The organism is Cobetia sp. 5-25-4-2, from assembly GCF_013374075.1.
Taxonomy (GTDB): domain Bacteria; phylum Pseudomonadota; class Gammaproteobacteria; order Pseudomonadales; family Halomonadaceae; genus Cobetia; species Cobetia marina.
Map to the genome: position 1 here is coordinate 368,805 of NZ_BLWK01000001.1, position 11,812 is coordinate 380,616.

Genomic DNA, 11,812 nt, shown 5'->3' on the forward strand with positions numbered 1-11,812 from the left:
CGCCGTGGCAGGGCCACGGCGGCGTTGACAGCTGGCGGGCAGCGTTGGGTCACATGTTCGGATAGTTGGGGCCACCGCCACCTTCCGGCGCGACCCAGGTGATGTTCTGCGCCGGGTCCTTGATGTCACAGGTCTTGCAGTGCACGCAGTTCTGGAAGTTGATCTGGAACTGCGGCTCACCGGCTTCCTCGATGATCTCGTAGACCCCGGCGGGGCAGTAGCGCTGGGCCGGCTCAGCGAAGCGCGGCAGGTTGTCACGCACCGGTAGCGCCGGGTCTGCCAGACGCAGGTGACACGGCTGGTCTTCCTCGTGATTGGTGTTGGAGAGAAACACCGAGGACAGCTTGTCGAAGGACAGCTTGCCGTCCGGCTTGGGATACTCGATCTTCGTGCATTCATCCGCCGGGCGCATGCGCGCGTAGTCCGGGGTGGTGTCATGCAGGGTCGGCAGTCGGCCGCCCATCAGCTGGTCGAGGAAGTTGTAGGCGCCACCGAGGAAGGTGCCGTACTTGTGCATCGCCGGGCCGAAGCTGCGCGAGGCATCCAGCTCCTCATGGGCCCAGCTGTCCTGGAAGCGCTTGCCGAAGTCGACGAGGTCCTCGCCACCTTCATCGCCGCTCTTGATGGCGGCGAACACGCTCTCCGCCGCCAGCATGCCGGACTTCATCGCGGTGTGCAGGCCCTTGATCTTGGCGAAGTTGAGCGTACCGGCATCACAGCCGATCAGCAGGCCACCCGGGAAGCTCATCTTCGGCAGGCAGTTGAGGCCACCCTTGGCGATGGCGCGTGCACCGTAGGAGACCCGCTTGCCGCCTTCGAGGTGCCGAGCCAGGGTCGGGTGCTGCTTCATGCGCTGGAATTCATCGAAGGGCGACAGCCACGGATTGTCGTAGGCGAGATCGACGATCAGCCCGACCACCACCTGCTGGTCATCGGTGTGATAGAGGAAGAAGCCACCTTCGGCGTTGCCCTTGAGCGGCCAGCCACTGCCGTGGACTACCAGCCCCGGCTGATGCTGCTCGGCCGGGACATCCCACAGCTCCTTGAGGCCGATGCCGTAATGCTGGGCATCGGCGTCCTTGTCGAGAGAGAAGCGCGAGATCAGCTGCTTGCCCAGATGCCCGCGGCAGCCCTCGGCGAACAGGGTGTACTTGCCGCGCAGTTCCATGCCCGGCATGTGGCCATCCTTTTCACTGCCATCGGCGGCCACGCCCATGTCGCCGACCACGATGCCGCGCACCGTGCCATCTTCTCCGTGCAGCACTTCCTGAGCGGCGAAGCCCGGGAAGATCTCGACGCCCAGTTCCTCTGCCTGCTCGCCCAGCCAGCGGGTCAGGTTGCCGGCGCTGATGATGTAGTTGCCATCGTTGTGCATGGTCTTGGGAACCAGTGCATTGGGGATGACCTGTGCCTTCTGGTCATCCTTGAGCAGCACGACTTCATCACGGGTCACGGCGGTATTGAGCGGCGCGCCGCGCTCGGCCCAGTCGGGGAAGAGTTCGGTGAGTGCGCGTGGCTCCAGCACTGCGCCTGACAGGATATGGGCGCCGACTTCAGAGCCTTTCTCGACCACGCAGACCGTCAGTTCGTGCTCCGCCTCATTGGCCTGCTGCATCAGTCGACAGGCCGCCGACAGGCCGGAAGGCCCGGCACCGACGATGACGACGTCGAAATCCATGAATTCGCGTTCCATGACCCGTCTCCTCAATCTTGATGCCCTGTATCAGGCCCCGCGGATCCGGCGGGGTGGGCGTATCACGATCAGTCGTTGCTGATCGCAGGGCTATTGATCTTCGGCGGCGCGCGTCAGGGCGGTGGCTCGCCAAAGCAAAAAACGATGCTGTGCTCGTCGTGTCGACAGTGAAGGATATGGCTCCCATCCCGTCGTGGCGAGCTGTCATGCGCAAGGCAGCCGCATAGCATGCCGCAACAGTAGCATTTAAAACGACCGTTTGTTTATTATGCTTGGGTCTGACGTAATAGCCACACGGCGTGTTGCAGGATATCGCCTGACGGGTTTCATGTCCGGGCACCCGGATGGTGGCTTTCCGGTTTGACCCCGACCCCCAATTCTGCGCAAGATGCCCCCATGAGAATGATGATCTGTTGCCATCAGGGCCGGTTGTCAACGGCCGGCGAGCAGCGTTCGCCAGCAGCAGGCAGCATGCCTTCGGGTCGTGGGATGGGGTGCCGTGACGCGGTGCTTGTCAGCACGACCTATTTTGGATGATATTCACCTATCAAACGCTTGCATGAATCGAGCGGGGGCGCCTCGAGCAGCCTCTCGCTCCATGAGAGATCAGCGAGGACACCATGAAAGTACTCGTCGCGGTGAAACGCGTCATCGATTACAACGTCAAGATTCGCGTCAAGGCGGATCAGTCTGACGTGGATCTGACCAACGTCAAGATGGCCATGAACCCCTTCTGCGAGATTGCCGTGGAAGAAGCGGTACGCCTGAAGGAAAAAGGCGTGGCGACCGAGGTCGTGGCCGTGACCATCGGGCCGAAGGCCGCCCAGGAACAGCTGCGTACCGCGCTGGCGCTGGGGGCTGATCGCGCCGTGCAGGTGATGACCGATGACGCCGTCGACTCTCTGGCAGTGGCCAAGCTGCTGGCCAAGGTGGTCGAGGAAGAGCAGCCTGGCCTGGTGATTCTCGGCAAGCAGTCCATCGATGCCGACAACAACCAGACCGGCCAGATGCTGGCGGCGCTCACCGGCATGGGGCAGGGCACCTTCGCCTCCGAGGTGGTGGTCGACGGCGAGAGCGTCAACGTCACTCGTGAGATCGACGGGGGGCTGCAGACCGTCAAGCTCAGCCTGCCGGCGGTGGTCACCACGGACCTGCGCCTCAACGAGCCGCGCTACGCCAAGCTTCCGGACATCATGAAGGCCAAGAAGAAGCCGCTGGACGTCAAGACGCCGGAAGAGCTGGGTGTCTCCACGGCCTCGAAGGTCACTCTGGTCAAGGTGACGCCGCCGGCCGAGCGCCAGGGTGGCGTCAAGGTCGGCTCCGTCGATGAGCTGGTGGACAAACTCAAGAATGAAGCAAAGGTGATCTCATGAGCATTCTCGTCATTGCCGATCATCACGATGGCCAGCTGACAGGTACCACTGCCAGTGTGGTAGCGGCTGCCAGCGCCATCGGTGGCGATATCGATGTTCTCGTCGCGGGGGAAGGTGTCGGGAGCGTTGCCGAGCAGGCCGCGAAGCTTGCCGGCGTCAAGCGCGTGCGCGTGGCGGACAACGCGGTCTACGCCCATCAGCTGGCGGAGAATGTCTCGGCGCTGGTCGTGGCGCTGGCGGACGACTACAGCCATGTGCTGTCCGGTGCTTCCACCACGGCCAAGAATTTCATGCCGCGCGTGGCAGCGCTGAAGGACGTCGCACAGATTTCCGAGATCATCGCGGTCGAGAGTGCCGATACCTTCCTGCGTCCGATCTATGCCGGCAACGCCATCGCGACCGTCAAGAGTGACGACGTCCTGAAGGTGATCACCGTGCGTGCCACCGGCTTCGACCCGGTGGCGGCTGACGGCCAGGCGGCCATCGAGGCGGTGGATGTCGTCGAGGATGCCGGTGTCTCCAGCTTCGTCAACGAGACGCTGGCCGAGAGCGAGCGTCCGGAGCTGGGTGCTGCCAAGGTGGTGATCTCCGGTGGCCGCGGCATGGGCAACGGTGAGAACTTCGCTCTGCTCGACGGCATCGCCGACAAGCTGGGCGCCGCCATCGGTGCCTCACGTGCCGCCGTGGATGCCGGTTTCGTGCCCAACGACATGCAGGTCGGTCAGACCGGCAAGATCGTTGCCCCGGACCTGTACATTGCCGTCGGCATCTCCGGTGCGATCCAGCACCTGGCGGGCATGAAGGACTCCAAGGTCATCGTCGCGATCAACAAGGATGATGAGGCGCCGATCTTCCAGGTTGCGGACTACGGTCTGGTCGGTGATCTGTTCGAGGTGCTGCCGGAGCTGGAAGGCAAGCTGTAAGACAGTGCGCTGACCTCTCATCCGGCGCCGGACACCCGGACCGGAGATGAGCAGAAAACGCGACCCGCTTCGGCGGGTCGCGTTTTTTTTGTGCCCGGATCAGACATCGTCACGTCATGGCGTCTGCCTGGATGGCACCCCGTGGGCATGACATCTGACAGGCTCTGCGTGAGCGTCGGCACGCGAGGGGAAAGCCTGCAACGCGGCATTGCAGAGATGGAGGCGAGTGCGGATCGAGATCAATTGATAATTGTTCTTGTTTGTAATACCGTCCCTGCCAGTGATTTGCATTTCCACTCGCGACTTTCTGGCAGCTTGGCCAGTGACCGAGGATGCAACCCAGTCTTGTTCTTCAGGAGATGTCCGTGCGGCGTTCCACTTCTTTCTCTTTCCCGAGGGCGCGCGCGTTTGGCGGCATGCTGCCCGCGCTGGCGCTGATGGTGCCTCTGTGTGCCACGAGTCTGCCGGTTCATGCACAGACGCTGCGTGACAGTGCGGCGAGTCATCAGCAGACTCAGGGGGAGTTGCAGTCGCGCATCGACTCGGCTGACGACGAGACCCGCGAATTGCTGGTGAGGCTGCGCGAGGCGCGTCAGGAAGCGGCGCGTCTGGAAAGCTATACCGCAGAACTGACCCCGCTCAATGCCGACCGTGCCGCGCGAATCGAGCGTCAGCGCACGGCGCTCGAGAATCTCGAGGCCACCCGCGAGTCCTTGCCGGGCCTGCTGCGTAAGCAGGTCAATGAGCTGGAAGCGTTCATCGAGCAGGACCTGCCCTTCCTGAAGGAAGAGCGTCTGGCGCGTGTCGCACGGCTGCGCGAAAACCTGTCCAACGCCAGTCTCACCAATGACGAGCGCCTCGATCAGCTGCTCAATGCCTGGCAGCAGGAGCTGAGCTACGGCCAGGGCCTGGATACCTGGCGTGCGGGGCTGATCGGTGCGGAGGACACCGAGGTGCAATATCTGCGTGTCGGCCGCGTGGGGCTTTATTACCTGACGCTGGATGGCCAGCACGGCGGGGCATGGAAGACGCAGAATGACAGCTGGCAGGTACTGGATGACAGTGCGCTGAGCGAGCTGCGCCAGGGAATCAGCATGGCGCGTGACCAGCAGGCACCGTCACTGCTCACCTTGCCGCTGTCCGTCCCGGTGGAAAACGTGGAGCTCGACGCCTCTCCTCAGGCTGCCTCCAATGCCGCTTCGTCTACCCCGTCCGCGCAGGAGTCCAGCTGATGTCCATGATGCACAAGACATTCCCGCCACTGTCGATGTCTGGCGCGCTCAAGCGCGGGTGGCTCGGCGTGAGCCTGCTGGGCGTGCTCGGCATGAGCGCGCTGCCGGCACATGCCGTGACCGGCTCCGCGACACAGGCACTGAGCGTCGAGCAGTTCGAGCAGGCGGCCAGTCAGGCGGAAGGTCGCGATCAGACACGCCTGGAGACGTTGCTGTCGGACAGTGAAGCGCTCAAGGCGGCCGTGGCCAAGGCCGAGGCGCAACGTGACAGCCTGCGCGAGAAGCGCGAGAGCCTTGAAGCCGAAGCGAAGCAGCAGCAGGCGACCCTCAGTGGCCTGGATGACGAGCGCCAGGCGCAGCAGGGGGATCTCGGCCAGGTCTTCACGGTGGCGCGCAAGCATGCGCGGGAAGTCCGTGAAGGGGTGGCCGGCAACTGGTTGCTGGCCGGTGGGCAGGCCCGCCTGCCGGACCTTGGTCCGCGGGATGAAGTGCCCGGTCGTGAGCGACTCGCGGCCCTGACGGCCGACATCAGTAGCATCGCCCGCGAAAGTGGCCGTGCGCTGCGTTTCAAGGCACCGCTGGCCGGTGCCGATGGCAGCATCAAGCCACGCGAGATCGTGCGTGTCGGCGAGCAGATGGCCTTCAGTGGCGATCTGCTGCTCTCACCGTTGTCCGATGACAAGGCCGTGGATGGTGCAAGCGCACTGGAAAGTCTCGGCCTTGCCGGCAAGACGCCGGCGACCATGCGTGATCAGCTGGCGGCGTTCAATGCCGGCGATACCGATCGACTCGATTTCGATCCCACCGGTGGTGATGTCACCCGCGCCCTGTCACGTGCGCCGGGGCTGACCGAGCGACTCAAGCAGGGCGGGGCGGTCGGTTACGTGATCGTCGGGCTTGGCGTGCTGGGGCTGATCATCGCGCTGATCCAGCTGGTGCGCCTGACGGCCACGCGGCGCGCGGTCAAGCGTCAGGAAGCGGATCTGACCCAGCTCAAGGATGACAACCCGCTGGGCCGCGTGCTGACCCGCTTTGAAGGCATGCGTCATGATCATGAGCCGGAAGCGCTGGAAGCGCGTCTCGATGAGGCGCTGCTCGCCGAGCAACCGAAGCTGGAACGTGGTCAGGCACTGGTCAAGTTGCTGGCGGCCATCGCGCCGCTGCTGGGTCTGCTGGGCACCGTGACCGGCATGATCGGCACCTTCCAGTCGATCACCGTCTTCGGTACCGGCGATCCGAAATTGATGGCCGGCGGCATCTCCCAGGCATTGGTGACCACCGTGCTGGGTCTGATCACCGCCGTGCCGCTGCTGTTCGCGCAGACCGGTCTGTCGAGCCTGTCGAAGGGGCTGATGGGGCGCCTGGAAGGGCGTGCCAGTGCGCGTCTGGCGGATCACCTCGAGCGACGTGCGCCCGCCGCCGCGGCGACGGCCAATGCCCGCACGCGGGAAACCGAGCATGCCTGAGTCGCTGGCCTCTTCTTCCCTGTTGCCCGGTGCGCTGGCACCGGTCATGCGGCTGGTGGATAGCGGCGGGCCTCTGATCGTGGTGATCTGCCTGATCGCCATGCTGCTGTTCGGTCTGGCGCTGGAGCGCGGCCTTTACTGGCGGCTGGTGCATCGGCCGGCGCGCCGCCAGTTGATCCACGACTGGGTGGCGCGCAGCGAGCACCACAGCTGGTCGGCGCTCACTCACCGCGAGGTACTGACCCGCGAGCTGCTGTCACGCCTGCGCGCGCCGTTGCCGTGGCTCAAGCTGCTGGTGATGATCTGCCCGCTGGCGGGCCTTTTGGGCACCGTGACCGGCATGATCCACGTCTTCGATTCCCTGGCGATCGCCGGTACCGGCCAGGCGCGAGCGATGGCCGATGGCGTGGCCCGTGCCACCTTGCCGACCTTGGCTGGCATGGCAGTGGCGGTGGTGGGACTGTTGTTCGTGACCCGTTTCGAGCGTGTCGTGCGTCGTGAAGACCAACGCCTGCACGACCGCCTGGCGCGCGCCGTGGATGATGCCCGCAAGGGCAAGGTACCTGGCGGCATGTCCACCGCGTCTGACTCCGATTCCTCTGATACAAGCGAGACACCGCATGCGTAGACGTCGCATGGAAGCCGCGGAAGACAGCGGCGAGATCAACCTGACGCCAATGCTGGATGTCGTCTTCATCATGCTGATCTTCTTCATCGTCACCACCAGCTTCGTCAAGGAGTCGGGGGTCGAGATCCAGCGCCCCGAGGCCTCGCATGCCACGGCGCGTCCGGATGCGGCCGTGATGGTGGCGATCACCGCCGAGGGCGCGGTGTGGGTCGATGGCAAGCCGGTGGATGCCCACCGTGTCGGGGACGCGGTGGCGGAGCTGGCCGACGGCCAACCGGTGGTGATCCAGGCGGATCGTCAATCGCGGACCGGGCTGCTGGTGGAGACGATGGATGCGCTGCGCAGTGCGGGAGTGCAGGACATCGCGGTCGCGGCATCGAAAGGCGAATGACATGACGCGACGTCTGTATGCCAATCGACTGATCGGATTGCTGGGCGGAGCCCTGCTGGCGCTGGCCCTGTTCTATGCCCTGGCACTGCTGGTGGCGCCGCCGGTGAACGATGCGCCGGCGCCTGAGCCGCTGTCGGTCTCGACCGTTCAGGCGCCTGAGGAGGCTCCCGCCCCTGAAGCGGCGCCGGCAGAGGCCTTGCCGACACCACCGGCCGAGCCACCGCCGCCGCCTAAAGCGGCACCGATGCCGTCACCAGAGGTGACAAGCTCGGTGGCGATCCCTGAGGTCAAGACACCACTGCCGCCAACGCCGGAGCTGACGCTGGATGACAGCCTGCCGCCACTGGAGGTGAAGCGTCCGCCGAGACCGACACCGAAACCGGAGCCGAAACCGGAGCCGAAACCGGATCCGAAACCCAAGCCAACGCCGAAGCCGGCCCCGGCACCCGCCTCCCAGGCGTCAGCCCAGTCCAGTGCCCAGGCCACCGCCAGTGCTTCTCGATCGGAGGCCAGGTCGACGCCGGCACCCGCGGCGCAAGGGGGCTCGCCCCGCCCGACGCTGCGCACGGCGCCTGAGTACCCCAGTCGTGCACGCCGGCGTGGCATCGAGGGCTTCGTCGAGGTGGCCTTCGTGATTCGTCCGGATGGCAATGTCGATGGCAGTTCGCTGAGGGTGGTGCGTGCAGAGCCTTCCGGTGTCTTTGATCGCGCCGCGATGAAGGCCATCGCGCGCTGGGAGTTCCCGGCGGCCCAGACAGCGCGTCAGGCGCGTCAACGGCTTGAGTTCCAGTTGCGTTGAGGCAACCCGGGCGCATGCAAAGCGGTACCTGTCATTCATGTCTTCGCCGCGAATCTGGTGTAGAAGAGAGCTGGTATTGCAAGCAGATGGCAGGCATGACGCCTGAGGCGTATCTGAGACGTACTTGAGTCGTGGAGCAAAGGATATCCGTACGATGTCGAACCAAGACAAGCATTCCGCCAAGCGCTCACCGCGCGGGCAGTCCACGCGACTGGCGCCTGCCGAGTCAGCGACGCCTGAAGGTCTCGGCGCTCGTCTGATGACGGCGATTCGTCGCGGCGGGCGTCGCCTGACGCGCGTGACCTTGGTCTCCACCTGTCTGATGCTGATGATGGAGGTCGGGGGCGTCGCCACCGCGAATGGGGCAATGCGCGTGTCGGCGGAGGTCGCGGGGCAGCTGCGCACGCTCCAGTCACGGTTGGAGGAGGGGGATTACGACGAGGTCGGCGAGCGTGCCGAGCGGGAAGCCCGTCAGCAACGTGGCGAGGTACGTGCGCTGTATCTGTCGTTGGCCGCCAGCGCGCGGGCAAGACAAGGGGATCAGGCCCAGGCGGCACGTCTCTATGGCGAAGCGCGCCGGTTGCCGGGCGTCGATGCCAGTCAGGCGCGCAAGTGGCTGCGGCGCGAAGCCATGCTGAGATTGCGGGCGGGAGAGCAGGAAGCCGGTACCGCACGTCTGGCGGAGTACCTGCATGGCGGCTCGGCGAGTGCCGATGATCTGTGGCTGGCCGTCAGCCTGGAAGCCAACCGTGGCCAGTGGTCGCGGGCCGAGGACTGGCTGGAGCGCGCCAGCAGAGCGAGTGCGCCAGAAGGCGATCGCCTGAAACTTGCCGTCAGCGTCTATCAGCAGACGGGACGCCATGGTGCGGCGGTGGCACTGGTCGAGCAGGGACTTGGCGAATCGCGGGATGCGCAGGACTGGCAGCGCGCCGTGGCGCTCTATCAGCGTCTCAATCAGCAGCGGCGTGCGGCGAGTACCTGGGAAGCCGCCTGGGCGGCGGGAATCGTCAGTGGGCGTGAAGCCTATCAGCAGCGCATCGATCTGCAACTGGCCGCCGGCGCGCCGGCGCGGGCCGCGGAGTTGATCGAGGCGGGACTTTCGACGTCGGCAACTCCCGAGGGGCAGCCGTTGCTGGTAGACACGCCGGTACTGCGTCGTCAGCTGGCAGAGGCCTGGACCTCGGCGCGGGACATCGAGCACTCGCTGACGGCGTGGGCGACGGTTTCCGAGCAGAGTGGCCGTGTCGAGGATGCTCGGCAGCTGGCGGAACTGGCCTATGACTGGGGGCGCTGGGATATCGCGAGCGGTGCCCTGGCCAGTGCCGGTGAGCGCGGGGATGATTCCGCGCGTCACTGGTTGCTCAGCGGTGTGGTCGCCCGTCAGCTTGATCAGCTGGACCCCGCGCGTGAGGCCTTCAAGAAGGCGCAGGCACGCGGCGCCGAAGGGGCCGATGACTGGCTGAAGTCACTCGCGCAGCGCTGAGGCGCCCATCCCCGCGACTCCTGGCAGTCTGACCGTCAGTGCAACGAAAACGCCGCCTTTCCTGATCGTCCTGAGACGGGGGAAGGCGGCGTTTGCGTATCTGGTGATCGTGTTCGCGCTGGCGTTGCTCAGCGTATCAGCCGATATCGGTCCAGACGGGCGCGTGGTCCGATGGCTTTTCCATGCCACGCAGCACGTAATCGACACCGGAATCCTTGATCAGCGGGGTCAGACCCGGGCTGGTCATGATCAGGTCGATGCGCAGGCCGCGTCTGGGCTCGCGCTCGAAGCCACGCGAGCGGTAGTCGAACCAGCTGAACTGGTCATCGACTTCCGGGTGCACATGGCGGAAGCTGTCGGTCAGGCCCCAGGCGTAGAGACGCTCCATCCACTCGCGCTCGATGGGCTGGAAGCTGGTCTTGCCTTCGCGCAGCCAGCGCTTGCGGTTGGGCTCGCCGATGCCGATGTCGCGGTCGGTGGCCGAGATGTTGTAATCGCCCATCACCACCACGTGCTGATCGGGGGTGTGGTCCTCTTCCAGCAGGCGGAACAGCTGCTGATAGAAGCGCGTCTTGTAGGGAAACTTCACCGGGTGCTCGACATTCTCGCCCTGGGGGAAGTAGCCGTTGTAGACGATCAGCGGCTCGCCGTTCGGGCCGTCGATCTCGACACCGATCATGCGTTTCTGGGCGTCCTCGGTGTCATCGGGCATGCCGTAATGCACCTTCTTCGGCACCTGGCGGGTCAGCATGGCGACGCCGTAGTGGCCCTTCTGGCCGTGCCAGACCACGTGATATCCCAGTGCCTCGATGTGCGCGTGGGGAAACTCGCTGTCCTGCACCTTGGTTTCCTGCAGGCCGATGACGTCCGGCTGATGCGCCTCGATCAGCGCTTCCAGCTGATGCGGACGCGCACGGATGCCATTGATGTTGAAGGACACCAGTCGCATCACGCCTTGCCTCCCTCATCATTCCCGCCCTTGTCGTCCTGCTCGGCAGGGGCGTCCGGATGCAGCGGCAGCAGCGGGGCGGCGTTCATGCGTTCCAGCTTGGCGGCTGCCTGGCTCTTGCGCTGATCCTTCTTCTTGGCCACGTAGCGAGGTCCGGAATGTACCTGATCCGGATTCTCGGCGCGCCACTTCTTGAAGTCCTTGCGGCGGCCGGTGCGAATCTGCACCTTGTCGGCGATGGAGCGGCTCTTCTTTCTGCGTGTCATCTTCGGGCTTTCCTGTTCGGTGTCAGCAGTCGCCAGCCTCGGGCACACGCGCAAGTCAGGGCGTGGCGTGCGGGCAATCGCATCAGTTGGTGGGCATTCTACCAGCCTGCACGGGGCAGGTGCCATGCGCCATGTCACACGCCGCTCCCCTGATGTCTGCAGGACGCAGATGGTGATGGGAGGTTTCCCCATGCCCGGGCGGGGTCATCACGATGCCACGCAGGGGCGCGAAGATGGTCACGTGCTGGTACAATGATCCGGCATCATCGTTGTTACCCGCAGGCGCGACTCGCGACTGGCCGCAGGATCCGAAGCCTCACCCTCCACACGCATGTCTCAAGTACCCTGCCTTCGCGGCACGTTGCTTGAATGCCGTGCCGGGGGAACGGCTCTCAGGACCCGCCAGCCTCGTTGACCTGGCCTGCAACGTACCGCCCGGTTGCTCCGGCAGGAAGCGTTCAGCGTGTCCTCGCCGGGCCCAAAGAAGATGACAGAAGACAACCATTCCACCGACACGCAGTACTGGCCGCCCTTGTGGCGACCCATGAGCCTGTCGGTTCCCTGTGCGCGGCGATGACATGACCGATGCCAGGTGAGCTGACCCTCATG

General features: G+C 65.0%; 11 protein-coding genes. 8 read left to right on the forward strand and 3 right to left on the reverse strand.

Annotated elements, in window-relative coordinates; genetic code table 11:
• Positions 1-49 precede the first annotated feature (49 nt).
• A complete protein-coding gene (locus tag HXS65_RS01640; protein WP_176492953.1) occupies positions 50-1,693 on the reverse strand; it encodes an electron transfer flavoprotein-ubiquinone oxidoreductase in 1,644 nt (547 codons plus the stop codon).
• Between the two features lie 620 nt (positions 1,694-2,313).
• Between HXS65_RS01640 and HXS65_RS01645 the strand changes: the two genes are divergently transcribed.
• The 8 genes from HXS65_RS01645 to HXS65_RS01680 all read left to right on the forward strand — a co-directional run bounded on the left by HXS65_RS01645 (position 2,314) and on the right by HXS65_RS01680 (position 9,988).
• Complete coding sequence (locus HXS65_RS01645; protein WP_077372115.1) at positions 2,314-3,066, forward strand: electron transfer flavoprotein subunit beta/FixA family protein; 753 nt, start codon at positions 2,314-2,316, stop codon at positions 3,064-3,066.
• Complete coding sequence (locus HXS65_RS01650) at positions 3,063-3,989, forward strand: electron transfer flavoprotein subunit alpha/FixB family protein (RefSeq protein WP_084209126.1); 927 nt, start codon at positions 3,063-3,065, stop codon at positions 3,987-3,989. Before HXS65_RS01645 ends, HXS65_RS01650 begins: the two co-directional genes overlap by 4 nt.
• Positions 3,990-4,354: 365 nt before the next feature.
• Positions 4,355-5,221: a DUF3450 domain-containing protein gene (locus HXS65_RS01655; protein WP_176492954.1), complete on the forward strand. Its 867-nt coding sequence runs from the start codon at positions 4,355-4,357 to the stop codon at positions 5,219-5,221.
• Positions 5,221-6,687 carry a MotA/TolQ/ExbB proton channel family protein gene (locus HXS65_RS01660; RefSeq protein ID WP_255304389.1) on the forward strand — a complete coding sequence of 489 codons (1,467 nt, stop codon included), beginning with the start codon at positions 5,221-5,223 and terminating at the stop codon, positions 6,685-6,687. The genes HXS65_RS01655 and HXS65_RS01660 overlap by 1 nt, the downstream gene beginning before the upstream one ends.
• A complete protein-coding gene (locus HXS65_RS01665) occupies positions 6,680-7,315 on the forward strand; it encodes a MotA/TolQ/ExbB proton channel family protein (RefSeq protein WP_176492955.1) in 636 nt (211 codons plus the stop codon). Before HXS65_RS01660 ends, HXS65_RS01665 begins: the two co-directional genes overlap by 8 nt.
• On the forward strand, positions 7,308-7,706 hold the full coding sequence (locus HXS65_RS01670; RefSeq protein WP_077372126.1) for a biopolymer transporter ExbD: 399 nt from the start codon (positions 7,308-7,310) through the stop codon (positions 7,704-7,706). Before HXS65_RS01665 ends, HXS65_RS01670 begins: the two co-directional genes overlap by 8 nt.
• A 1-nt stretch (position 7,707) precedes the next feature.
• A complete protein-coding gene (locus HXS65_RS01675) occupies positions 7,708-8,505 on the forward strand; it encodes an energy transducer TonB (protein WP_176492956.1) in 798 nt (265 codons plus the stop codon).
• 154 nt (positions 8,506-8,659) lie between these two features.
• On the forward strand, positions 8,660-9,988 hold the full coding sequence (locus tag HXS65_RS01680; protein ID WP_176492957.1) for a hypothetical protein: 1,329 nt from the start codon (positions 8,660-8,662) through the stop codon (positions 9,986-9,988).
• Between the two features lie 136 nt (positions 9,989-10,124).
• On the opposite strand, the gene xthA is transcribed toward HXS65_RS01680, so the two are convergent.
• Both xthA and HXS65_RS01690 read right to left on the reverse strand, forming a co-directional pair.
• Positions 10,125-10,937, reverse strand: coding sequence for an exodeoxyribonuclease III (xthA, locus tag HXS65_RS01685; protein WP_176493284.1), 813 nt, complete (start codon positions 10,935-10,937; stop codon positions 10,125-10,127).
• Positions 10,937-11,203 (reverse strand): hypothetical protein, encoded by a 267-nt coding sequence (locus tag HXS65_RS01690; protein WP_077372139.1) that lies wholly within the window; start codon positions 11,201-11,203, stop codon positions 10,937-10,939. Before HXS65_RS01690 ends, xthA begins: the two co-directional genes overlap by 1 nt.
• Positions 11,204-11,812: the final 609 nt, after the last annotated feature.